This window comes from Actinomycetes bacterium (assembly GCA_036000965.1).
Classification (GTDB): Bacteria; Actinomycetota; CALGFH01; order CALGFH01; family CALGFH01; genus DASYUT01.
This window is the reverse complement of record DASYUT010000185.1, coordinates 1-22,443: the sequence shown is the minus strand read 5'-3', so window position 1 is coordinate 22,443 and position 22,443 is coordinate 1. Positions and strand designations below refer to the sequence as shown.

Here is a 22,443-nt window from a genome sequence, read left to right as displayed (position 1 = left end):
TCTGGAGCGGCGGGCGCGGCTGGCCCAGGCCATCACCGGATCGGCGCGGCTGCGGCTGGCCACCGCCGAGCAGGTCGGCGACGAGGCGGGGTTGGAGGCGCTGTTCCAGCAGGCGGTGGCCGAGGGCTGCGAGGGGCTGATCTGCAAGTCGGTGGCCCCGACGGCCGGCTACCAGGCCGGCGCGCGGGGCTGGCAGTGGATCAAGCTCAAGCGCGACTACCGCAGCGAACTCTCCGACACCCTGGACCTGGTGGTGGTGGGTGGGCTGGCGGGGCGGGGTCGCCGCGCCGGGATGTACGGGGCGCTGCTGCTGGCCGTCTACGACCCCGCCGCCGACACCTTCCAGACGGTGTGCAAGTGCGGCACCGGCTTCAGCGACGCCGAGCTGGCCGGGCTGCCGGCACGGCTGGCGCCGCTGGCACGCCCCGAGCGGCCCGCCCAGGTCGACGCGCGCCGCAGCGCGGACGTGTGGTTCGAGCCCCGCCTGGTGGTGGAGGTACTCGCCGCCGAACTGACCCTGTCGCCGACCCACACCGCCGGGTGGGGCATCCTCAAGCCAGACGCCGGCCTGGCGTTGCGCTTCCCCCGGTTCACCGGCCGCTGGCGCGACGACAAGGCCCCCGCGGACGCCACCACCGTCGAGGAGGTCGTGGGGATGTACCGCACCGCCCGGCGGCACCCACCGGCGCATGACCCGCAAGCACCCGACGGGGAGACCGCGCGCATGAGGCTGATGCTGCTCGACGCGGCCAGCCTCTACTTCCGCGCCTTCTACGGGGTCAAGGCCGCGATGCCCGCCCCGGACGGCACGCCCACCAACGCGGTCCGCGGATTCCTCGACATGACCTCGACGCTGATCACGCGGTTTCGCCCCACCGACATGGTGGCCTGTATCGACACCGATTGGCGCCCGGCCTGGCGGGTCGCCCTGGTCCCCTCCTACAAGACGCACCGGCTGGCCGCGCCCGACGCGGCGTTGGTTGGCGGCGCGCCGGCTGGCGAGGCTGAGCCGCCTGGACTGGCCGAACAGGTCCCGATCATCTTCGAGGTGCTCGCCGCCCTCGGCATTGCTACCCTGGGCGCCCCCGACCACGAGGCCGACGACGTCATCGCCACGCTCGCCGAGCAGGCCACCAAGCCCGTCGACGTGGTCAGCGGCGACCGGGACCTGTTCCAGCTGATCGACGACGCCCGCGCCTTCCGGGTGCTCTACACCGGCCGGGGCGTGGCCAAGCTGGAGATCATCGACGCGGCCGCGCTCGTCGCCCGCTACGGCATCCTCCCCGCCCAGTACGCCGACTTCGCCACCCTCCGGGGCGACCCGAGCGACGGGCTGCCCGGGGTCCCCGGGATCGGGGCCAAGACCGCCGCCAACCTCCTCAGGACCTTCGGCACATTGGAGGCACTGCTGGACGCGGCCGCGGACGGTGATCCACGCCTTGGTCAGGCGGCGGCCAGGCTTGACGCCGCCCGGGACTACCTCATCCGAGCCGCCGACGTCGTCCGCACCGCCCGGACGCTGGAACTCCCCAACATTGCCACCGCACTGCCGCACACCCCACCCGATGTCGAGAAGCTCGCCGAGTTGGGAGTCAGGTGGGGCATCGGCAATGCCCTCGTCCGCGCCACCACGGCGCTCAGCCTGCTCGCGAGCACGTGAACGTCCCGTGAACGGCAACGGCGCAGTGGAAACCAGCGATGTCCCCGAACAGGCCGTGTCAACCTTCTAACCAGGCGTCTCCTGGAAGATGGTCGACCGTGCTGGTCGAAAGGTCAGTCTGTGCAGGCGCGGGTCCGGGTCGGTGATCCTGCCAGGGCTAGCGAGTGCTGGATGTCCAGCCGGCACGCCGGGCGCCAGCCGGTCGGCAAGTCCGTCTCCGACGTCCACGAGCGTCCGTATGCTGCGATCCTGCTTGACCCGCGCATCGGCTGCGGTCGTGCTTCAGCGACGACCGGGCTGCAGGCGCCTGCTCTCGGCCAGGGTGCCGGCGTCGACCCCGGTGAAGCCGATCTGGTCGATCAGGTCGATGACCGTCCGCTTGGCCTTGGCGTCGTCGCCGGCGACCGGGATCGCCAGGCGATCCCCAGCGGGCAGCTCCGGGTGGCTGTCGTCCAGCAGGCGCTGGAAGAAGACCGTGTTGAAGGCCTTCACCACGGTGGCACCAGGCAGCAGGGAGGCCAGCAGCTCAGACGAGGTGGTCTGGTCGGCGTCCAGCTCGGGGAACCGCCCGTCACGCTGCGGCCAGTAGTTGTTGGCGTCGACCACGAGCTTGCCGGCGAAGGGTTCGGGCGGGAGGTCGCGGATCGCGCGCAGCGGGATCGCCACGGCGACGACCTCGCCGAAGCGAGCCGCCTCCGCGACGGTCCCCGCGCGCACGTCCCCCTGGATCGAGGCGACAATAGCGGTGAGTGTGTCCGGTCCGCGCGAGTTGCTGAGCATCACCTGGTGGCCTGCCGCCGCGAACCGCACCGCCAGGACATGTCCGATCTTGCCGGCACCGATGATGCCGATCCTCATTCGATCCTCCGAGCCGCTTCAGTCGCTTCGCGATGCTGCGACCAACCGCCGCGCACGACCAGCTATTCCCCCGGGCTCCGGTAACCCCGTTCGAGCCCGGGCGCTGCCCTGTGGCAGGCTGAGCAAGAGGTCTGCCATCAGCCAGTCCGAGATCAGGTGGTTGATGTACAGCATGTCGATGTCGCCGAGCAGGCTCGGGTCAAGGGTGGTCACGTAGTGGTCGAGCAGCGGCATGCCCACGATGTCGAGGCTGTGGTCCGGCCGATATCCAGTCGCCAATCCAGCCCGTTGGTGCCGGCCATGCCTGGCCTCCTTCATCCGGTCACACAAGCGCTTGCTCGTGGCCTGTCTTGTTCTGCGGTCCTGGGCATGCGATGGGTGTTCGGTGCTGAGCGCCTGCCGGGGTGGAGCACCGGTGACACACGGCGTAGCGCCGCTCACAAAATGGGTTCTGCAGGTTGAGCGCTGACTGAGTTCAATTGGTCATTGCCTGCTGCGGCCCGGTGGGTCGTGGGATGCCGAACGTGACCGCTGCGCTGTGGCAGCGGTGGCCGGAGCGCTGCTGGCGGTGGCCGGGTGCTCGTGGGGGTCGCCGGCGGAGCGGCGGCCGAGGGCAAGCATGGCCCGGTGGACCTGCCGGGGTGACAGCGGCGGCTGGGGCAGCGGGTGGGCGCGGTCGGCGCGGAAGCCGTCCAGCAGCAAGCCAAGGTGCCGCCGCCAGGCGTCGGGGGCGCCGGCGGCGCGGCCGGCCTGCAGGATGCGGGTGTTGGCCCAATTCAGGAACGCCAGGTCCTCCAGGGTGAGGTCGGCGCGCAGCTGCCCGCTGTGCTGGGCGCGGCGGACCAGCTCCCCGACGAGCTCGAACAGGCGGGTCTTGGCGGCCTCGGTGGCGGTGGCGCGGGGGAACCGCATGCCCATGGCGTCGCCCAGGCCGCGGTCGGCGGCCTGCAGCCGGCAGGTCTGTTCCAGGTAGGAGGTGAACCCGTCCCAGGGGTCGTCGGCGGCCAGGGCCTGCTCGGCCGCGTCGACGTGGGCTTGGACGGTGTCGGCCAGCACCGCGTCCAACAGGTCCACCCGGCTGGGGAAGCGGCGGTACAGGGTGCCGATGCCGACCTGGGCGCGGCGGGCGATCTCCTCCAGCGGCGCCTCCAGGCCGTGGTCGCAGAAGACCTGGCGGGCGGCGGCGAGGATGGCGTCGCGGTTGCGTTGGGCGTCGCGGCGCAGCGGCCTGGCGGGTGGTGGGGGGTCGCTGGGGCGGTCTGCGGTCGTCATGCCGGCAGTGTACCGGGAATACGGAGGCTGGCCTCCGCCTTGTGCTAGCTGACGGAACCGATCGGAGGGCCACCTCCGCTTCCTGGAGAGGTCGCCATGAACGTGGTCGTCTGGGTCCTGCAGGTGCTGCTGGCCCTGGCCTTGCTGCTGGCGGGGGTGACGAAGGCCAGCCAGCCCCGCCAGAAGCCTGCGGGTGGCTCGGCCGGGACGACGAGATCGTCGTCCACTGCTCCAACCCCTCCTGTATGGCCAGCGTCGCGCTGTATCAGCTCCTCGAGCGGAACGGCTACCGGAACGTTCGACGCTTCGCTGGCGGCCTGCAGGAGTGGCAGGAGGCAGGGTATCGGCTGGAAGGGGAGATGGTGGATGCTCAGGGCGACGGACCCAGGACCTGAGGAGACGCGACGCCACCGGCACGCCCGCCACGACCACCACCCCGTGGTCCGCTCGGTGGAGCCCGGCGAGGACTGCAGCTGGTGGGTCGTCGACCAGGTCGCCTTCGTCCTCGACACCCGCGACTGAGCACCAGGAGGTCTCCCCGGCCATGGCCCCGACCACCGCTGCCGTCACCGCGCGGCCCGACCTCCCCGAGCTCCCGCTGGACGCCTGGGAGCCGACCAATTTGCGAGTGCCGTACTCGGAGGTTGGATGCTGGTCCTTCCAGGCCGGCCACCACTTGGTGGCGACGTACTCGCCAAACAGGGTCCGGGCCTTCTCCAGGTCGATTTCGCCCGCCACGACCAGGTCGTCGCGATGGCCGCGCTCGAGCGCCCGCTGCTTGGCCAGGGCGCGCTGCCTGGTCAGGAAGATGCCGGCGCAGCGCTGCCGCTTGCCGTCCTGCTAGCGGACCTGGTAGCGCTCATGCGGGTGGCGGGGCGACGGGGGACAACGGGGAGGCGCTGCTGCTGGACCCGCCGATCCGGTTCCGGGTCCTCCCCGGAGCGCTCCGGGTCCGGCTCCCACGCCATGCCCCCGGCTACTCGCCCGCCGCCGCCGTGCCGGCCAAGGGCTGGGCCACCATCACCGCGCTGCTGCAGACCGCCGCCGGCCGCCCAGTCACCATCGAGCCGTGAGCAGGCAACACCATCCGCGGCGCTCCGGCTAGGCGAGGCCGGCCCGGAGCGAGTCCACGAACAGGCCCACCAGCACCAGGATGCCGAGCACCGCGGCGGCCGTCAGCGCCAGGCGTCGGGCGCTCCAGCGCTGGATCGAGACGCGGGTGCGCTGGGGGGCCAGCTGCCGGAACCGGTCGAGCAGGGGCCGCCCGTCCGCCCGCATCTTGGCCTGCAGCTCGGTGGGGACGGTGAGCCCGATCGAGGATGCGCAGGCCTCGGCGATCTCGTCGGGCGTGAACAGCCTGGTCGCCCGCGCGTAGACCCGCTCTGGATCGGTGCGCAGAGCCAGGGTGAGCAGCATGTTGGAGAGGTCGACCGCCTGGCGCCACGGTGACGGGCGGACCTCGAGGCCGGAGACGTCCACCAGCTGCAGGTGGCCGTCCTGCACCAGCAGGTTGGCCGGCTTGATGTCGCGGTGGGCCACGCCGATGTCCCAGAACCTCCGCACCATGCGCAGGCCCTCGTCGATCACCACGTCGTCGATCTCGGAGTCGCCCAGGTTCTTCGCGTTCTCGAAGAACTGGGTGACCAGCATGTACTCCCGGTTGGGGGTGAGCTCGACGATGCCGTAGGTGCGGGCGACCCGCACGCCGTAGTCGTCGAGCAGGCGTAGCGCGTAGTCCTCGTAGGTGGCCAGGCGACGCACCGACCCCATCGGCGTCTCGTCCTCGAGCTGGCCGTACAGGATCGTGCGTCCGAACCGGTACCAGCGGTCGGCCCGCTCGTGGTCGGTCGAGTAGATCTTGCCGAACACCCGGCCGCCGTCCTGCAGCGTCATCCGCAGCGGGGAGGACCCGCCCGACCCCTCCAGCCCGAACGCCTTCACCTCGGTCACGGTCAGACCCAGCTGCTGGGCCATGGCCCCGACGATCGCCGCGCCCCGGTCTCCGCCGAGCTCCAGATGGGCCGCGTTGCCCCGCTTCCGGTAGCTCACCGGGAAGCCCGCCTCCGGGACCAGCCACCGGAACGCTACGGCCGTCACGCTCGGGGCCAGGATCGCGGCGTAGGCCATGCCGGAGAGGTACTCGGCGGCAAGGTAGAGGTCGGCCAGGATCACCAGGGCGAGCGCCGCGGTGAACCCGGCTCGTGCCCGGGCGCGGCCCCTGCCCCGCGGGAGCAGGACGAACGTCATCGCGAACAGGGTGACGGCCAAGGTCGAGATCGCCTTGGAGGGGAACGCGTACGCCTGGCTGTCCACCAGGGCCGGCACGTCAGGACGCGGCAGCTCCACGAACAACAGCCGGACCACCAACCAGTCGGTGGCCACCAACGTTGCCAGGAAGACCACCAGATGCCGGAGCCGTCCGTACCACAGCAGGACGAGCACGGTGGCGACGCGCAGCCCCATGACGGTCGCGAAGGTGGTCAGCAGGGTGACCGCCTTCGCAGGCGGGGTGAGCGCCGGGGTGCGGGCTCTGGCGAACCAGGAGAGGATCTCCTGGTCGACCATCTGGATCACATCGGTCGACCGGATCACGAGGTTCAGACCGGCTCCGAACAGCAGGACCGCGCCCAGGAGCCAGATCCAACGTGTCCAACGGTCCTCCCTTGGCAGCGGCGGAGGCTCACCTGATGGACGCCGCCGCCCCGACCGACCGCGCTCGTCCACCGTCGCTCAGCTGGGGGTGGGCCCGCCGAGCTCGGCCAGGCGGGCGCGGGCCTGGTCGAGGGTGCACGCGGCCTGGTCGAGGCCGGCCCACGGGTCTGGCAGGATGAGCCGGTCGGCGATCGTGCGCAGCGTGTGCCGCCTGGGGTCGAACTCGTCCAGCTCCGACCAGTCCAGCGGGACCGAGACGGGCGCGCCGGGCAGCGCCCGCACGGCGTAGGGCGCGGCCATGGTCTGCGCGTAGCCGTTGCGGCCGATGTCGAGGAACAGGCGGCCGTGCCGGTCGGCGATGCGCCCCTCAGTGGTGAGCTCGTCGGGGTGGCGTGCGGCCAGGGTCTCGGCCACGGCGATGCTGAACGCCTTCACCGCGTCGGTCTCGGCGGCCGGGACCAGCGGCACCAGCACGTGCAGGCCGCGCGACCCGCTGGACTTCAGGAACGAGGCCAGCCCGAGCTCGTCGAGCAGCCCGTGCAGCGCTGCCGCCGCCAAGCGCAGCACCCGCGGGTCGGTGGCGGCCGGGTCGAGGTCGAAGACGAGCTGGTCGGGGTGGTGGATGTCGGGCGTGCGGCTGAGCCAGACATGGGGGGTGATGCAGGCCTGGTTGGCCAGGTAGGCGAGGTCGTCGGTGGTGCGGCAGAGCAGGTAGGTGACCTCGTCGCGCGTGGTGGCCTGCCGGGTGCGGCGGTTGGGCGCGGTGACGCGCTCGATCCAGTCGGGGACGGACGCGGCGACCTGCTTCTGCAGGAAGCCGCCCTTCCCGATCCCGTTGGGGAACCGCTGCATGGTGACCGGCCGTCCAGTGACCAGCGGGAGCATCACGGGGGCGACGGTCTGGTAGTAGTCGGCCAGGTCGGCCTTGGTGATGCCGTCGTCTGGGAACAGGACCTTGTCCGGATGGGTGATCTGCACCCGGTCGCTCAAGGTCGCACCACCTCGCCTGGGCCCGCCTGGGTCAGCCCGCACCTACGTACTCCAGCCGTAGATCATGACCTGCCTGGTCGGGTGGGGCCAGAGCCGGCGGGCAGACCAGGGCGGTCACCGTTGATGATCCGGTGTTGTGAGGACAACCGAAGATCAGACGGTGGCCGCAGGCCACAACGTAGACGTCGACCCTGCCCGCTGGCAGGAGCTGTTGGACGAGTTGCTGGGCCGGGTCGCGGTTCGCTTCGCGAGGGTGGATCTGCGGCGGCGGGCCAGGGCGTTCGTGGGCGGGCTGCTGGCGGACCTGCCACGCAAGCACTGCTGGACGATCGCCGAGCACGCCGGCAACCCCAGCCCCGACGGGATGCAGCACCTGCTTTGCCGGGCGGTGTGGGATGAAGACGCGGTCCGCGATGACGTGCGTGCCTATGTTGTCGAGCACCTGGGCGACCCTGGGGCGGTGCTGGTCATCGACGCGACCGGGGGTCTGAAGAAGGGCACCACCACCGTAGGGTGCAACGCCAGTACACCGGCACCGCCGGGCGGATCGACAACGCCCAGGTCGCGGTCTACCTGGTCGACGCCACCAGCGCTGGGCACGCCCTGGTCGACCGGGCGCTGTACCTGCCCCGGGCCTGGACCGACGATCCCCAGCGCCTGCAGGCGGCCGGTGTCCCCGACCAGGTCGGGTTCGCGACCAAGCCGGCTCTGGCCACGGCGATGCTGGCCCGCGCCCTTGACGCCGGCATCCCAGCAGGCTGGGTCGCCGGCGACGAGGTCTACGGCGCCAACCCCAAACTGCGGGCCGAGCTGGAAGCCCGACAGATCGGCTACGTGCTGGCGGTCGCCTGCGACCACCGCGTCCGGATCGGCGGCACCACCCACCGCGCGGACGCCCTGCTCACCAAAGTCCCGGCGTGGGCATGGCAGTGCGTGTCGGCCGGCAGGGGCGCCAAGGGCCACCGCCACTACGACTGGGCGTTGCTGTGCCTGGACCACCCCAGCCCCGGGCCTGGCGGCCAGGCAGGCCAGCACTGGCTGATCCGCCGCAACCAGCGGACCTCGGCAGCGTTGCCAGCCGCCTCGGCTACGCTGTCGAAGAGGGGGAGGGCATGTACGAGTGGACCGACGGCGAGCTCGTCTGGCGCGACCCCGACGGCGAGAACGTTCACGTCGAAGTGGCCCGGCCGGCCGGTCAGGCCAGGTGGCGGCGACGGCTGGCTGGGCCTGGCTACGACTTCGCCGGGCTGGTCGGGGCCGTCGTCTTTTCTGCCTGTCGCTGACGCCGTCGCTGCTGCCGCGCAGCTGGCTGTTCCAGGCCGTCGCCGGCGGCATCGTGGCCGCCATCGGCTATGGTCTCGGGGTGCTGGTCGGCTGGCTGGTCCGGGACCGACGACATCCGCAACCGGACCGACGGGGTGCTGTGGGTCGGCCCGCCCAACAGCAACGCCCTCTGGCGACAGCTCACCCGCCGGCGTGACCACGGCACGCCCCAGATCCTGCCGACCTACCAGCGGGGCGCCACCGTCCGGTTCGCCAGCCAACCCTCCGACCTGCGCCGCCCGGCATCGCCGTGGACCGCCCCGCGGCTGGTCTACCTGCAGCACGCGTCCGATCCGATCACCTGGTGGTCGCCGCAGCTGCTGCTTCGCGAGCCGGACTGGCTGCGGGAACCCAAGGGCCCGGACGTGCTGCCGGCGATGCGCTCGTATCCCATCGTCACCTTCTGGCAGGTCTCCGCCGACATGGCCTTCGCCACCAAAGTCCCCCCCCGGCCATGGGCACGCCTACGGCAGCGAACAGGCCGCCGCCTGGGCCGAGATCGCACCACCACCCGGCTGGACCCCTGGGAGGACCGCCCAGCTCCAGAAGCTCATCGGCGACTGACCGGAAGCAACCGCTGCAGGAGATCCCGCAGCCCGGGCGGTCCCTCCACGACCAGATCGGCGTCGGCAAGCAGCGCCGGCGGTGCTTCCGCCGAGCGCACCGCCACCCGCAGCCCGTCGCCGCCCTCGGCGGCGAGCTGGGCCGCGGCGGCGAAGGCCGGCAGGTCGCCGAGGTCGTCGCCGGCCACGACCACCGAGCGGGCACCGGACTCGGCCACGACCCGCCGGACGGCTTCGCCCTTGTCGCTGCGCACGGCCGGGCGCAGCTCCCAGACCAGCTTGCCCGGGACGACCTCGAGCCCGTGCCGGTCGGCGATCTGGCGGGCTGCCTGGTCGATCGGCGCAGCCCAGCGTTGGGGGTCGGCGACCCGGCGGGTGTGGACGGCGACGGCGTACTCCTTGTCCTCCAGGTGGGCGCCGCTGTGGCGGACGGCGGCGCTGTCGCGCAGCTCCTGCTGGGCGGCGACCACAGCGGGACGGGCCGCCTCCAGGCGCGGGTCGACCCACACCTGGCCGCCGCGGATCTCCTGCAACCCGTACAACCCCAGGTAGCGCACGCCGGGCGCGCCGGCGTGCTCGGCCAGCCAGCCGGCCGGGCGGCCCGAGATGAGCGCGACGGCGGCGAACCGGGCGGCCAGCTCCGGGAGCAGCTCGACGATGCCGGGCAGTGGCCTGGCCATGTCCGGGTCGTCGACGATCGGCGCGAGCGTGCCGTCGAAGTCCAGGCAGAGCGCGACTTGGCCCGCCTGCGCCGACAGCCGGGCGGCGTGGCCGGCGAGCGACGCGCCGGCGGCACCCGCGGCGGTCATGGCCGGTGCTCCAGCGGGAACTCGTGCTGGGCGCCACAGCTGAGCTCGATGATCTGGTCGTGGACGAGGACCTTGATGGGCCCGGCCCCGTCGGGGCGTGACCTGATAACCATGTGGTCCTGGGCGAGCGCGACGTCGACGCGGTGGCCCCGGTAGTGGACGCTGAACTTGAGCTGCTTGACCTTCGGCGGCAGCGCCGGCTCGAACTGGAGCACCGGCCCGCAGGCCCGCATCCCGGTCAGGCAGCGCAGCACGATGTCGACCGTGCCCGCCATCGCGCCCAGGTGGATGCCCTCGGCGGTAGTCCCGCCCTGGACATCGGCGATGTCGCTCTCCAGCGCTCGCAGCAGGAACTGCCACGCCTGCTCGGGCTCGTAGCGGGCCAGCACCCAGGCGCTCACCACCCCGCTCAGGGTCGACCCGTGGGAGGTTCGGTCCAGGTGGTAGGTGACGGTCCGGGCCAGCTGGTCGGCGGTCACCTCGTAGCCGAGGTCGGCCAACAGCTTGCGCAGCTCGTCCGGGGAGAGCAGGAACAGCAGCATCAGGACGTCGGCCTGCTTGGCCAGCTTGTAGCGGTTGGGGTTATCGCCTTCAGCTTCCAGCACCCGGTCCAGCCGCTGGATGTTGCCGTACTTGGCCCGGTAGCCCTCCCAGTCGAACTCGAGCAGCTGCTCGTAGCCCTCGAACTGGGTCAGCACGCCGTCGGCGTGGAAGACGACCTTCATCTTGCGGGTGAGGTCGCGCCAACGGTCCAGCTCGTCGTCCCGGATGGTGAGCTCCTCGACGAGCTCCTGACGGTAGTGCGGCGGCAGAATCTCCAACGCCTCCAGCGCCCGCTGCAGCACCCAGACCACCATGACGTTCGTATAGGTGTTGTTGCGCAGGCCCTGCTCGTCGGAGTCCGGGTAGCCCTCGTGATACTCGTCCGGGCCCATGACGCCGTGGATCTCGTAGCGGTCCTGTTCGCCGTCGTAGGTGGTGATGCTGGCCCAGAAGCGTGCGATCTCGATCAGCAGCTCGGCGCCGGTGAAGCGCAGGAACGCGGTACTTCCGGTGACCATGTAGTGCTGCCAGGCGTTGTAGGCGATCGCGATGTTGACGTGGCGCTGGCGGTGGGAGTGGTCGGGCAGCCAGCGCCCTGATATCGGGTTGAGGTGGAGCTCCTGGGTCTCCTCTTGCCCATTGGAGCCGCTCTGCCAGGGGAACATGGCGCCCTGGTAGCCGTTCAGCCGCGCCGCCGAGCGGGCGGCGTTGAGGCGGGCGTGCCGGTAGTCGAGCAGCGCCTTGGCCAGGATCGGCCGCTGGAAGTTGAGGAACGGGAAGATGAACAGCTCGTCCCAGAAGATGTGGCCCCGGTAGGCCTCCCCGTGCCAGCCACGCGCGGGGACGCCGACATCGAGGTGGGCCGTGTGCGGCGAGACGGTCTGCAGCAGGTGGAAGATGTGCAGGTGCAGGACGGTCTCGGTCCACTCGTTGGCGCTGTCGAACTGGATGTCGAACCGGTTCCAGAGGCTGTTCCAGGCGCTCTCGTGGCGCGCGAACAGCCCTGCGAAGTCCTCGGCGCCCGCCACCAGAAGCCGCGCGTCGGCGCGGCTCTCGGAGACGGCGCGGTCGCGAGAGGTGGAGAGGGCGACGACCTTCTCGACGGTCGCCGGGCGGCCCTCCTCCAGTTCGAAGGTGAGCTCGTGGGCGATGAAGCCTGGCTCCTCGACCAGCCGCCGGTCGGCTTCGGCGGTTCCACCGTCGCGCAGGAGCCTGGTGCGGGCCGCCAGCGCGACCCGCACGTGCGACTGGGTCGTCTCGACCTGCAGGTCGACCGTGTCCTTGTTGACCTCGGCCTGGCCAAGCACCGCGAGATGGCGGCCGTTCAGGTCGCGGTAGCGCTTGACCCCCGCGTTGATCACTCTGCCGTCCAGCCCGGAGCGGACCTCCAGGGTCCCCGACCAGTTCTCCGCCGTGAAGGTGGTCTCCAACCCGGCGAGATGCTCGTCCTTCATGCTGACCAACCGGCGCTGTTCCAAGCTGGTGCGGCGGCCCTCGGCGTCCTGCCACTGTAGCTGCCGCATGAGCGTCCCGTGGCGCATGTCCAGCTCCAAGCGGTGGTCGAGGACGTGGGCCTGCTGGATGTCGAACCATGCCCCGCCGGCGACCCGGAACTGCAGCGGCAGCCAGTTGGGGACGTTGACCAGGTCCTCGTTGACGACCTTGCGCCCGGCGATCTCGGTGACCAGCTGGTTGTAGAGGCCGGCGACGTAGGTCCCCGGGTAGTTGACTCCGTCGGCTTCGGTCTCGGGCAGGGCGCCGCGGGTGATGAAGTACCCGTTGCCCACCGCGCAGAGCGCCTCACGCAGCCCCTGGCGGGCGGGGTCGAAGCTGTCGTAGACCAGGGTCCAGACGCTCGGCGGCCGCTCCGTGTGCCGCCGTCGGAGCTCGGCGGCGGCCCGCCGCTCCTCCAGGCGGCCCTCGGCCAGGGCCCGCTGGGAGACGTCGTCCAGCGTGGTCACGACCAGGTCGGCGCCCGCCTCCAGCAGGATGTCCCGGTCGTCTAGCCGGGCTACGCCGAGCGCGGCCATCCCGGCCGCCTTGGCCGCCTGGATCCCGCTGGAAGCGTCCTCGGCGACGAAGCAATCGCCCGGGCTGACGCCCAACTCCTCGGCGGCGGTCAGGAAGATCGTCGGGTCGGGCTTGCCCTTTGGGAAGTCCCGGCCGGAGATGTCGGCGTCGAACAGCTCCTGCAGCGTCATCCCGGGACGGATGAAGTCGTAGTCCAGTCGCTGTTCGGCGGCGAAGGTGTCCAGGCGGATCCGCTCCAGGAAGAGCTGGGCGTTCTTGGACGACGAAGCCGCCGCGACCCAGATGCCCATGTCCTTGACGGCCAGGATGAACCGCAGGGCGTCCGGGAACGCCATGAACCGGCCTTCCTGGATGAGCTTGGCGATGTGCTCCTGCTTGGCGGTCGCGTACCGCTCGGCCCGGCGGTCCACGTCCGGCACGCCGAAGTACTCAAGGGCGGCGCGGGCGCCCGCCAGGCGTGGCTTGCCGGCCATGAGCTGCTGGTACACCGTCGGGGTGAAGCGCTCGGCGGTCCAGCTGGTCTGGTCGCGGATGTCGCGCCACTCGCCCTCCATCAGCCCTCTGAGCGCATCGCGCCAGGCCAGCTCGTGTGGCGAGTCCACCAGGACGCCGTCGACGTCGAAGATCGCACCTTGGTACGCCATGACCCTCACCAGGCTTTCGGGTTGCCGTGGGTACTGCCGGTCGCGCCACCGGCCACGACCGCCACGGCCACAGCGAGCATCCTCGGCGGCCGCCCCACGCGCCAGGCTGTTCCGAACATCGCCGTCAGCTCCCCTCACCCGGTCAGCTCCCACGCAGCGCTGACACCTTCGATGCTGGCGCCAGGCGTCAACGCTCCGCCCTTTCCAGAATGTGACGGGAACTCAAGGGCGTACTCCCGGCTGCCAGTGGACACGACCACAACTACTCGCACGGCATCTCGGCAAGCCCCCTCGTCTGCCAACATCGTTGATGCAAGCACACGCGTCCATCCTCGGGGCTACCCGGGGTTCCCCCGACCTCGGGTTGGCGAACGGCACGGGACGGGCGGCCGGACCGACCGGCGTGCCGTGCGTGGGCACCGGCAGGGGTCGGCGCCCTGCCGACCCAGGTGCGTGGCCCACCCCCCACGCGCAGACGCCCAGCAGGACCACGACGAACACGAACACCAGCGGCTGGCGCCTGAGCAGCGGCAGGGAAGGTGCCGCCGCCAGGACCGCCGCGGCAACGGCGAGCTTGCGGACCAGCCCGGCACCCCAGATCGCCAGGGTCGCCAAGGGGACAGTAATCGCGAATCCGACCAGACCCGCGACCATCTCCAGCGGGTGCCGAAGCGGCGCGACGACGATCGATGCCGCCGCCAAACACCAAGGCCACCACCGCCACCGCCACGCCCGGCGCCGCGGGTCGCAGCGCGGCCACCAGCTCGCGGACGCGTGCTTCCGGGACTCCCGCCATCGCCGGCTACAGCCAGCCGCTGCGCCGGAACCCGCGGTACAGCCCCAGGCAGATCACCGCCATCGTGGCCAGCACCAGCGGATAGCCGAAGCGCCACTCCAGCTCGGGCAGGTGCCGGAAGTTCATCCCGTAGATGCCGGCCAGCAGGGTCGGGACCGCCCAGATCGCCACCCAGGCCGAGATCCGGCGCATGTCGTCGTTCTGGCGTACCGACACCTCGGTCAGGTAGGCCTGCAGCACGCTGGAGAGCAGGTTGCCGAGGCCGTCGGCACCCTCGACCAGGTGCTGCAGGTGGGCGCGCTGCTCGCGGAAGCGCCGCCTGAGCCGCTCACCGGTGGGCGACGGCGACTCGCTGGCCAGGTGGTCCAGCAGCTCGGTGAGCGGGGCCATGGCCCGCCGGAGCTTGAGCACCTGCCGCGACAGGTTGTAGATGCGCTCGGTCAGCCGGGGCCCACCAGGGGTGAAGAGCGCCTCCTCGACCGCTTCGACGACGTTGTTGATGGCGCCGAGAACGGGGCCGTAGCCCTCCACGGCGTGGTCGACGACACCGGCCAGCACCGCCGCCGGGCCGGCGCCGGCCAGCTCGGGGTCGGCCCGGAGGTCCTGGTGCACCCGCTCCAGGACCCCCGCTTCGCGGTCGACGCTGACCACGAAGCGTTCGCCGAGGACCAGCTGCACCTCCCCGAGCCTGACGAGCTCCTCGGCGGCCGCCCAGCTGGCCGTCTTGACCACCGCGACCAGCAGCTCACCGGCGACCTCCGGAGCCGGCCGTTTGGTCGCCGTGCCCAGGTCGTCGACCAGCGGCCCTGGCAGGCCGAACTCGGCCTGGACGGCCGCCAGCTCCTGAGGACTTGGGTCGCGCAGGCTGACCCAGACGAAGCTGTGGCCCAGCGGCCTGGCGCCGTCGGTGCCCTGCCCGTCCTGGTAGGTGGTTCGCGTGCTCGCCATCACGCCTCCCGAATGCTGATGCGCGCCGGCGTCGCCGCCAGTTGCGGCTGGCGCGGTGGGGGGAGGCGGTCGAACGCCGCGGCGACCATTGCCGCCGTTCCGGCTCCTACGATGGAGCCGACCACCACGTCGGCCGGGTAGTGCACGCCGGTGTGGACCCGCGAGTAGGCGACTCCGCCCGCCAGCAGTCGGATTGGCGCGGCCAGTCCGGGAAGGTGGCGGCCGACGGTGTAGGCGAACGCGAAGGCCGAGGCGGCGTGGCCAGAGGGAAACGAGGTGGATTCGGGCATCCGCACCTGCCGGGCTTGGACGTCGGGTTCGACGCGATCCGGGCGCGGCCGTTGGCGGAGGGGTTTGATGCCGAGATTGACGACCGCCGAGGTCACGCCGATCGCGACGATACCCTCCAGGGCCACCCAGCGTCCGCGCCTGCCGCCGAGCAGAGCGATCGCAGCGGCGATGCCCAGCCACAGGGCCGAGTTGTTCGCGACGTCCGAGAGCCGGCGGACGGGGCCGTCCAGGTTCACGGTGGGCGTGCGGGCCACCGCCTGGTACACCGCCCGATCCAGCGCTCCCAGCTCCCGCATCGCCTCGGTCCAAGGGGACGCTGGACCACGCCGCGCTTCGACGGCCCGGGCGAGCGCATCGCCGACGGTCTCCTGTGGCTTGTCTGTCCCCTGCGACATGGCGATGATTCTACGGTCGGTCTGGGCACGACCAGAACGCATGCGGGCCTGGCTCCCGCGTGCCCTGCGCAGGGGATCTCAGCGAGCTCACCCGCCATTCTCGTGCTGGGGGCCTGGTCATGCGCCGACCAGGTCGGTGCCGGCCGATGCGGCGTACCGTGCCCGTGTGGGCGGTGCCGGCCGTGCCGACTGGAGGGTCAGGTGCCGGAGGTCGGAGAGCTGGCGAGTGGCCTCCACCTGTCCCTGTTCAGGCTGCGGCCCGCTGGAGGGGCGTGCCGCCGAGGCTGAGGGTGACCTGGATGTTGCCGCGGGTGGCGTTGGAGTACGGGCAGCGCTGGTCCGCGCGCGCCATAGCGCCGACTGGAAGCAGGCTCTGTAGCCGACCGCGAACAGCTGCTCGGGGTTGGTGCCGGGGCCGCCCTGGCCGCCCATGTCCTCGGGCACCGAGAGCTGCAGGTCCAGGCGGCCGTCGGCGGTGCGGGCGTGGCCGGCCCGGCCGCCTTCGGTGACTGCCTCGGCGGTGTAGAGGACCTTGCGCAACGGGTTGGCTGGCATCGCGCCGCCTTCCTTTGCGGAGTGAAACGCTTGTCCGTCTCTTCCCTACCGGGCGTCTCCTGCGGGGCGTTGTGGCATGGCCCCACCCGGACGCCGGGCGACCCCGATGTTGTTGGCGTTCAGAGGGTGAGGTGCGCGCCGTTGTCGGGGTTGAACAGGTGCAGCTTGCGGGGGTCGAACCACAGCTCCAGCTTCTGGCCCTCGCGGGCCCTGCTGGTGCTGTCGAGACGGGCGACCACCTGGTCGGCGCCGCCCGGCACGTCGCTCGCGCCGGCGTCGGCCGCCAGCTCCTCTAGCTCCCGTGCGGTGGCGCGGGCGCCCTGGAGGTGGAAGTAGACGTACTTGTCCGCCCCCAGCGACTCTAGCACGTCGATGGCCGCGGAGAAGGTGAGACCCTCGGTCTGCTTGTCACCGACCAGCGCGGCGTCCTCGAAGTGCTCTGGCCGCAGGCCCATGATCAGGTTGCGGCCGGCGCCGGCCTGGTCGACCTTGGCGCGGACCCCGGCGGGCAGCGCAATGTCGCCGAGCGGGGTGCGCAGCTGGCCGTCCTCCAGCGTGGCGGGCAGGAAGTTCATCGCCGGCGAGCCGATGAAGCCGGCGACGAACAGGTTGCGCGGCCGCTCGTACAGCTCCTCTGGGGTGCCGACCTGCTGGATGACGCCGGCGCGCATGACCGCGACACGGTCGCCGAGCGTCATCGCCTCGGTCTGGTCGTGGGTGACGTAGACCATGGTGGTGCCCAGCTGGTTCTGCAGCCGTGACACGGTGGTGCGCATCTGCACCCGCAGCTTGGCGTCCAGGTTGGACAGCGGCTCGTCCATCAGGAACGCCTGCGGGCTGCGCACGATCGCCCGGCCCATGGCGACCCGCTGCCGCTGACCGCCGGACAGGTTGGCCGGCTTGCGGTCCAGGAACGGGGTGAGCTCCAGCATCTCTGCCGCGTGGTTGACCTTCCGGTCCATCTCGGCGCGAAGGTCGCTCCCACGAGCGCGCCCTTGCCAGGGAACCGCAGCCGGGCGATCGCGTAGGCGGCCATCGACCCGACGACCACAGCCAGGAAGGTGGCGATCAGGGCGATGCCGATCGAGTTGACCAGCGCCCGGTTGAACAGCGACGTCTCGAAGATCCCGCGGTAGTTGTCCAGTGTCCACTTGCGCGGGAAAAACGTCGCGTCGGTGATGGTGCTGGGGTCCTTGAACGACAGCGAGGCGATCCACAAGACCGGCACGATCGCCACGATAATCACGATCGTGTTGCCGATCGCCCAGTAGGTCTTTGCGCGGGTGCTGGTGTTCATCGGTCGGTCACCTCCTGGCCGGGTGCGGCCGTTCCGAAGCCCTTGACGAAGATGAAGGCGATGATCGCCACCGCGATGAAGATGAGCACCGAGATGGTGGAGCCGATCCCCAGGTTGAGCGCGGTGAACAGGTTGTCGTAGCCGAGGATCGACACTGAGCGGGTGTCGTTCGCGCCGGCGGTCAGGCGGCGGCCACCATGACCAGCCCGCGGCGCCACCCTCTGATGCCGCTCATGTCCGCTCCATTGGCATCTCGTGCTCCTCGTCCCGCGGGTCGTCACGGGGCGCTGGATCCTTGCGCTCATCGTTGGGACCAGCCGCCGGCGACCTCATCGCCGCCGCTCCCGCCGGATGCGCCCGCCCCGCACCAGCACGACCCGCCGGGGCCGGGGTCCGCGGTGCTGGACCGGGTCCACGGTGCGCCGGATGTCGAGGACCTCCCGCCAGAACTGCTCAGCTACCGTCGCCACGACTCCCCCTTGCTTGCCAGGCCGGCAGCGGGGCGGCGCCCTGCGGGCCAGCACCCAGACGTTCCCGTCCACCGGTGCCGCCGTCAGCGCCGCTTCCACCACCCGCTCCTGTCGTCTGGTCGCGTGAACCTGGCTGCGATCGTGCTGGACCGAGGCGGGGCCTGGCATCGTGGAGGACCCCGGACCCGACCCGTAGTGTTTTGGTCACCCCACCGCTAGGACGGGGCGGGCGACCGACGGAGGAGCACCTCCGCCTGGTGGGCGATGATCCGATGAGGGTCGAGACGGCCAGGACGAGCAGCGGGTTCCATTTCAGCAGCTGGGCCATGGCCAGCGCGGCGGCGAACACCCCCAGGCTGACCCAGCCCGTCAGGGTGGCCCGGCCGATGCTGAGGGTGGCGGCGAAGAATGGTGTGCGGGTCAGCGCCGCTTCCGCGTTCCTCCGGCCCGCCCGCTCGCTGCCGATAGCAGGGCGGACTTCCCGATCCCGCCCTCGCCCCGCACCATCAGCGCCCCTCCGCGTTCACCCACGCGGTCAAGGAGGTCGTCGAGCGCCCTTACCTCGCGCTCGCGCCCAAACAAGGGGAGCACGGCCATCTCGCAGCCATGATCGTTTGTCCTATGCAAGCCGTCCAGAGCCGTCGTCCATGGCTTCCTCCGTGCGAGAGAGAGTCGAGATGGCCGGACGACCTGCGATGCCGATCGAGAAGGGCTACTGAGCTGCGACGTTGAGTGACTGCCGTTGCCCGGCGTCGTCCGTTGTTCTCGGGTGGGAAGTGGCCCCACTGTGGCCCCAGCGGTCCGTCCGAGCGACCCCATCCTTGCCATTCGTGCCGCCGCGCACCTGCAATAGGGCCCGCGCAGGTCAGGGGCCGGGAGTGACCGTGGCTGACGGTGAGAAGCCAGGGAGTCGCGTCTGGAATGGCATGCAGGTGGCACGAGCAACGCAGCGCCGTGCGGTCAGTGCAGCAGCGCCTCAAGCACGACGATGACCACGCCGAAGGCTCCGTTGACCAGACCCGCAAGCAGCGCCCCCGGCCCGGATTTGCCGCTTCGGCGTCCTACGTCGATACCCCACCCGACGAGTTGCGCCATGCCGCTCCACAGCGCAAGACGCACCGCAAGCCCCTCATCGAGCAGGCCAAGCGCGCCCAGCAGCAAGAAGAGAATGGACAGGGCAGGGCAGGGCAGGGGCGGCAAGCATCGACAGCTCCCGGCCCATGATGGCGGGAACCACCTTCAGGTCAGACCCGGCTTGGCGCAGGCCATGGTCCAGGACGTCGGCGTACACGTGCGCGAGCCAATAGACCAGCAGGGTGGTAACGGTGGCGGCCAGGATGAACGCTGGGGGCTCGTGCCCAGCGGTCGCCGCGATCACCGCGGTGGCGACGATCGTGCCGTAGATCGCGCCGCGGGGGTTCGCAGCGATCACCGCCAGCCGGCGCGACCGGGGCGTGCCTGCCGTCGCGGAGCCTCCCATGCGGCAACGGTACTCAGTCGGGCCGACGTGTGTCACTACGCGGCCGAGGAGAACGACTCGTCGCATCGCCTTGACGTGGCTCGAAGATCGCTACTCGCTCGCGCTCCTCGTCGCCCTGGTCGTCGTCGCCCAACGCAGGCCCGCCCCCAGCTCCTCGGCCACGACCTCGACCACGGATCGGGCGCTTCACCACACCGCAGGACTCAGCCCGGCCACGTCCACTGCGCGACCTCGGGGATGTCCTCGCCGTGCTCGCGGGTCCAGGTCCGTGCCCGCAGGCGAGCATCGGCCATCCGCTGCCGCAGCGCGGCGGCGCGGGGACCGAGCCCGGGGACCCGGTCGATGACGTCCATGACCAGGTGGTAGCGGTCGAGGTCGTTGAGCGTGACCATGTCGAACGGCGTGGTCGTCGTGCCCACCTCGCGCGCAGTGCAGCGCGGCGTCCTGGACCGACAGCCAGTCGTGCTGCGGCTGCTTGCCCGCGACGACGACGTTGACGTAGTGCCTGGACGCCAGGCAGTGATCAAAGGTCGACAGCAAGGTGTTGGCGTCCGGTGGCAGGTAGACGCGCACGATCTCCGGCCGCTTGTTCAGGACCACGTCGAGGAATCCAGGGTCCAGGTGGGTGAAGCCGTTGTGGTCCTGGCGCCATACGTGCGAGGACAGCAGGTAGTTCAGGCTCGGCAGCGGCCGCCGCCACGGCACCTGCGCGCTCGCCTGCAGCCATTTGGCGTGCTGGTTGAACACATCGAATCGACGATGTGGATGAACGCCTCGTAGCAGGTGAACACGCCGTGCCTGCCGGTGAGCAGGTAGCCTTCCAGCAGGCCCTGGCAGACATGTTCTGACAGGATCTCGACGACGCGGCCGGCTCGGTCGAGCTGCTCGTCGTTGGTGTCGATGTCGGCCTGCCAGTTGCGACCTGTCACCTCGAGGATGTCCTGGAGCCGGTTGCTGGCCAGCTCGTCGGGGGCGAAGGTCAGGAAGTTATGCGGGTTGTGCCGGGTGACATCACGCAGCCACGCCCCCAGTACGCGGGTCGCCTCGTGCCGTGTCCCGCCGGGCCGCTCCACAGCGACGCCGTACTCGCGCCAGTCGGGAAGCCGGAGGTCTCGCAGGAGGCGGCCACCGTTGGCGACCGGGTTGGCGCTCATGCGCCGGTCGCCGGTGGGCGCCAACGCAAGCAGTGCCTCCTTGCGCTGCAGCAGCCCGCTTCTGAACGGGTCGAGGCGTCGCGCCCCTTCCCCTCCCTGGATGGCCCTCTTGGGTGACCTCGCGGAGAACCTGCGCGCCTCACCAGTCGGCCGGGCGGGGGTGCTGCTCGGCGAAGCGGACGGCCCGGCGACCTCGCGGAAAGAGGGTCCAGATCGACACCTGGCCAGGCGCCGCCATCCGAGGTGGCTCGCTCGTGATGGTGCTGGGTGTGGCCGAACTACCTGTAGCGCCCGAGCCGCACCCGGCAAGCGCCAGGGCAGCGGTCAAGCGGGCGACAGCGGCCAGACGGCATTGTGCGACTATGAGGCCCCCGACCACGAACGCGGTCAAGCCTCCTTGCCCATGGGCCGCAGGGCGCAGGCACACCAGCAGCCGTCCCACGACGGTCAAACCGGTTACCGCGCGGTGACAGGCCTGAACGATTACGCGTCGGCGAGGTTGGATTGACACGTCGGTGTGGGAACGATCAGATTCCGGTCGGCCAGGTCCTGGGCGCAGGACGCATAGGGGTGGGGGCGAAGGAGGCAGCAGCATGCTCATTCTCGGTTTGATCCTGCTGGTCATCGGCTTCATCGCCGATGTCGCGATCCTCAAGACGCTCGGGATCATCTTGCTGATCGTCGGCGCCGTCTTGTGGGTCCTGGGATCGATGGGGCGCCCGGTTCGCGGCCGCCGGCACTACTGGTAGCGCCGAGGCGTGCGACCCCGTTGACCTGATGACGGTGCCGTAACGACATCGTGGCTGTGAGCGGCCGCCTCCCGAGCGCACGCGAGGACCTCCGGCGCTGGTTGCTTGGCTGGGTGCCCGAACTCCTGCAACGCCGAGCACGGAGCGCTGGACGGCGCCGCCCGCTCGTCAACGTCGCGATCTGTATCCGGCATGGGAGGTAGCGATGCGGCGCATCGGGTCACTACTGGTCGTCATCTGGCTGGTCATCGGCGTCGTCGCGGCGGCGCAGCGCGATTACTTCTCCAGTTCGAACGCCAACTGCGCCAAGTTGGGAACCATCGCGGTCACGATCGTCGCCGCCCCTTGAACTACGCCGGTGTCAACCCGAAGGTCAAGTGCGACGTGCCCCAATCGTCGAAGTAGAGGATGCATCTGCAGCCCCCCGGTCCCTGGGGCTCATGCAGTGGCGGTAAGGGTCTCGACGGGTCGAGCTCTTCGAGCCACCTCCTCGCCGGCTGTCGATGTCGGCCTGGGTGCTCTCCGGGTCGGAGAGCACCGTAGATGAGAGAACCGCGAGCTTGGGAAGCATGCGAGGGCCACCCGGCCAGATGGGACGACACAGCTCAGCGGGCATGGCTGGCGACCGCTGCTGATCGTGGCGAACCGAGGCTTGGGCACGTCGAGGGCACCTCCGGCGAGGACGAGCCTGGCTCTTATCCAGCTGCTACGCACACCAGCTCGGCCGCAGGGGGAGGTCCGTCCTTGCTGACCGCTTGCCTCGTTGGCACCACCTCGGGACGCGCGGCAGACACATCTAGAGCCCCTTAGGGGTCTGGGTCGTAGGGCCCCTTAGGGGTCTGGGTCGTAGAAGTTTTCAAGGGTTTCATGCGGCGATCATGGCGCCGGTGACGTAGTCGCTGACCGCGTGGTCGATGGTGTGCAGGGCCTGGCGGAGCTCCGGGTCGGCGGGCCCGCGGGGAG

General features: G+C 70.8%; 18 protein-coding genes and 7 pseudogenes. 7 read left to right on the top strand and 18 right to left on the bottom strand.

What is annotated here, in order from left to right:
- Positions 1 to 1,660, top strand: a 1,660-nt coding sequence (locus VG276_17045; protein ID HEV8651042.1) for a 5'-3' exonuclease H3TH domain-containing protein, incomplete at its 5' end; no start/stop codon positions are given.
- Between the two features lie 282 nt (positions 1,661 to 1,942).
- Here the strand turns inward: VG276_17045 and VG276_17040 are convergent.
- From VG276_17040 to VG276_17030, 3 genes are all read right to left on the bottom strand, one after another.
- Positions 1,943 to 2,518 carry an NAD(P)-binding domain-containing protein gene (locus tag VG276_17040; protein HEV8651041.1) on the bottom strand — a complete coding sequence of 192 codons (576 nt, stop codon included), beginning with the start codon at positions 2,516 to 2,518 and terminating at the stop codon, positions 1,943 to 1,945.
- Positions 2,519 to 2,536: 18 nt separating this feature from the next.
- Entirely contained in the window at positions 2,537 to 2,752 is a 216-nt protein-coding gene (locus tag VG276_17035) for a hypothetical protein (GenBank protein ID HEV8651040.1), read from the bottom strand.
- 249 nt (positions 2,753 to 3,001) lie between these two features.
- A complete protein-coding gene (locus VG276_17030; GenBank protein HEV8651039.1) occupies positions 3,002 to 3,790 on the bottom strand; it encodes a helix-turn-helix domain-containing protein in 789 nt (262 codons plus the stop codon).
- Positions 3,791 to 4,156: 366 nt separating this feature from the next.
- Here VG276_17030 and VG276_17025 point away from each other — a divergent pair, with 366 nt between their 5' ends.
- Complete coding sequence (locus VG276_17025) at positions 4,157 to 4,312, top strand: hypothetical protein (protein ID HEV8651038.1); 156 nt, start codon at positions 4,157 to 4,159, stop codon at positions 4,310 to 4,312.
- A 579-nt stretch (positions 4,313 to 4,891) separates the two neighbouring features.
- Here VG276_17025 and VG276_17020 read toward each other — a convergent pair.
- Both VG276_17020 and ligD read right to left on the bottom strand, forming a co-directional pair.
- Entirely contained in the window at positions 4,892 to 6,355 is a 1,464-nt protein-coding gene (locus tag VG276_17020; protein ID HEV8651037.1) for a hypothetical protein, read from the bottom strand.
- Between the two features lie 165 nt (positions 6,356 to 6,520).
- Positions 6,521 to 7,432, bottom strand: coding sequence for a non-homologous end-joining DNA ligase (ligD, locus tag VG276_17015; GenBank protein ID HEV8651036.1), 912 nt, complete (start codon positions 7,430 to 7,432; stop codon positions 6,521 to 6,523).
- A 223-nt stretch (positions 7,433 to 7,655) separates the two neighbouring features.
- On the opposite strand from ligD, the pseudogene VG276_17010 reads away from it, so the two are divergent.
- From VG276_17010 to VG276_17000, 3 genes and pseudogenes are all read left to right on the top strand, one after another.
- A pseudogene (locus tag VG276_17010) lies at positions 7,656 to 8,443 on the top strand (IS701 family transposase).
- A gap of 101 nt (positions 8,444 to 8,544) precedes the next feature.
- A complete protein-coding gene (locus VG276_17005) occupies positions 8,545 to 8,715 on the top strand; it encodes a hypothetical protein (GenBank protein HEV8651035.1) in 171 nt (56 codons plus the stop codon).
- A 69-nt stretch (positions 8,716 to 8,784) separates the two neighbouring features.
- Positions 8,785 to 9,144: pseudogene (locus VG276_17000) on the top strand (alpha/beta-hydrolase family protein).
- Between the two features lie 161 nt (positions 9,145 to 9,305).
- Here the strand turns inward: VG276_17000 and otsB are convergent.
- From otsB to VG276_16935, 13 genes and pseudogenes are all read right to left on the bottom strand, one after another.
- Complete coding sequence (gene otsB, locus VG276_16995) at positions 9,306 to 10,127, bottom strand: trehalose-phosphatase (GenBank protein HEV8651034.1); 822 nt, start codon at positions 10,125 to 10,127, stop codon at positions 9,306 to 9,308.
- Positions 10,124 to 13,345 carry an HAD-IA family hydrolase gene (locus VG276_16990; protein ID HEV8651033.1) on the bottom strand — a complete coding sequence of 1,074 codons (3,222 nt, stop codon included), beginning with the start codon at positions 13,343 to 13,345 and terminating at the stop codon, positions 10,124 to 10,126. The genes otsB and VG276_16990 overlap by 4 nt, the downstream gene beginning before the upstream one ends.
- Before the next feature lie 802 nt (positions 13,346 to 14,147).
- Positions 14,148 to 15,089, bottom strand: coding sequence for a magnesium and cobalt transport protein CorA (locus VG276_16985; protein HEV8651032.1), 942 nt, complete (start codon positions 15,087 to 15,089; stop codon positions 14,148 to 14,150).
- Positions 15,089 to 15,676 (bottom strand): phosphatase PAP2 family protein, encoded by a 588-nt coding sequence (locus tag VG276_16980; GenBank protein HEV8651031.1) that lies wholly within the window; start codon positions 15,674 to 15,676, stop codon positions 15,089 to 15,091. Before VG276_16980 ends, VG276_16985 begins: the two co-directional genes overlap by 1 nt.
- 216 nt (positions 15,677 to 15,892) lie before the next feature.
- The gene (locus VG276_16975; GenBank protein HEV8651030.1) at positions 15,893 to 16,330 is read right to left on the bottom strand and encodes an organic hydroperoxide resistance protein; all 438 of its coding nucleotides are present in this window, start codon (positions 16,328 to 16,330) and stop codon (positions 15,893 to 15,895) included.
- Between the two features lie 119 nt (positions 16,331 to 16,449).
- Positions 16,450 to 17,379, bottom strand: a pseudogene (locus VG276_16970) (ATP-binding cassette domain-containing protein).
- Positions 17,310 to 17,627 (bottom strand): annotated as a pseudogene (locus VG276_16965) (carbohydrate ABC transporter permease). The pseudogenes VG276_16970 and VG276_16965 overlap by 70 nt, the downstream one beginning before the upstream one ends.
- Positions 17,624 to 17,812: pseudogene (locus VG276_16960) on the bottom strand (ABC transporter permease). The pseudogenes VG276_16965 and VG276_16960 overlap by 4 nt, the downstream one beginning before the upstream one ends.
- A gap of 144 nt (positions 17,813 to 17,956) precedes the next feature.
- Positions 17,957 to 18,196: a hypothetical protein gene (locus VG276_16955; protein ID HEV8651029.1), complete on the bottom strand. Its 240-nt coding sequence runs from the start codon at positions 18,194 to 18,196 to the stop codon at positions 17,957 to 17,959.
- Positions 18,197 to 18,517: 321 nt separating this feature from the next.
- Positions 18,518 to 18,694 (bottom strand): AAA family ATPase, encoded by a 177-nt coding sequence (locus VG276_16950; GenBank protein HEV8651028.1) that lies wholly within the window; start codon positions 18,692 to 18,694, stop codon positions 18,518 to 18,520.
- A gap of 363 nt (positions 18,695 to 19,057) precedes the next feature.
- Positions 19,058 to 19,258, bottom strand: coding sequence for a hypothetical protein (locus VG276_16945; GenBank protein HEV8651027.1), 201 nt, complete (start codon positions 19,256 to 19,258; stop codon positions 19,058 to 19,060).
- Complete coding sequence (locus tag VG276_16940; GenBank protein ID HEV8651026.1) at positions 19,227 to 19,577, bottom strand: hypothetical protein; 351 nt, start codon at positions 19,575 to 19,577, stop codon at positions 19,227 to 19,229. The genes VG276_16945 and VG276_16940 overlap by 32 nt, the downstream gene beginning before the upstream one ends.
- A gap of 203 nt (positions 19,578 to 19,780) precedes the next feature.
- Positions 19,781 to 20,764, bottom strand: a pseudogene (locus VG276_16935) (phosphoketolase).
- Between the two features lie 560 nt (positions 20,765 to 21,324).
- Between VG276_16935 and VG276_16930 the strand changes: the two are divergent.
- Together VG276_16930 and VG276_16925 are read left to right on the top strand one after the other, a co-directional pair.
- Positions 21,325 to 21,480, top strand: a complete 156-nt coding sequence (locus tag VG276_16930) for a DUF6131 family protein (protein ID HEV8651025.1) — start codon at positions 21,325 to 21,327, stop codon at positions 21,478 to 21,480.
- 205 nt (positions 21,481 to 21,685) lie between these two features.
- A pseudogene (locus tag VG276_16925) lies at positions 21,686 to 21,885 on the top strand (hypothetical protein).
- The last annotated feature ends 558 nt before the right edge of the window (positions 21,886 to 22,443 follow it).

Bases quoted from the DNA above. Each gene is read 5' to 3' on its own strand.
- VG276_16980 (HEV8651031.1), bottom strand. From the start codon at position 15,676: ATGCGGGAGCTGGGAGCGCTGGATCGGGCGGTGTACCAGGCGGTGGCC.
- VG276_16975 (HEV8651030.1), bottom strand. From the start codon at position 16,330: ATGCCAGCCAACCCGTTGCGCAAGGTCCTCTACACCGCCGAGGCAGTC.
- VG276_17020 (HEV8651037.1), bottom strand. From the start codon at position 6,355: ATGGTCGACCAGGAGATCCTCTCCTGGTTCGCCAGAGCCCGCACCCCG.
- VG276_16940 (HEV8651026.1), bottom strand. From the start codon at position 19,577: ATGGGAGGCTCCGCGACGGCAGGCACGCCCCGGTCGCGCCGGCTGGCG.
- VG276_16950 (HEV8651028.1), bottom strand. From the start codon at position 18,694: ATGGCCGTGCTCCCCTTGTTTGGGCGCGAGCGCGAGGTAAGGGCGCTC.
- VG276_17030 (HEV8651039.1), bottom strand. From the start codon at position 3,790: ATGACGACCGCAGACCGCCCCAGCGACCCCCCACCACCCGCCAGGCCG.
- VG276_17025 (HEV8651038.1), top strand. From the start codon at position 4,157: ATGCTCAGGGCGACGGACCCAGGACCTGAGGAGACGCGACGCCACCGG.
- VG276_16930 (HEV8651025.1), top strand. From the start codon at position 21,325: ATGCTCATTCTCGGTTTGATCCTGCTGGTCATCGGCTTCATCGCCGAT.
- VG276_17035 (HEV8651040.1), bottom strand. From the start codon at position 2,752: ATGCCGCTGCTCGACCACTACGTGACCACCCTTGACCCGAGCCTGCTC.
- VG276_17040 (HEV8651041.1), bottom strand. From the start codon at position 2,518: ATGAGGATCGGCATCATCGGTGCCGGCAAGATCGGACATGTCCTGGCG.
- VG276_17005 (HEV8651035.1), top strand. From the start codon at position 8,545: ATGTACGAGTGGACCGACGGCGAGCTCGTCTGGCGCGACCCCGACGGC.
- otsB (HEV8651034.1), bottom strand. From the start codon at position 10,127: ATGACCGCCGCGGGTGCCGCCGGCGCGTCGCTCGCCGGCCACGCCGCC.
- VG276_16985 (HEV8651032.1), bottom strand. From the start codon at position 15,089: ATGGCGAGCACGCGAACCACCTACCAGGACGGGCAGGGCACCGACGGC.
- VG276_16990 (HEV8651033.1), bottom strand. From the start codon at position 13,345: ATGGCGTACCAAGGTGCGATCTTCGACGTCGACGGCGTCCTGGTGGAC.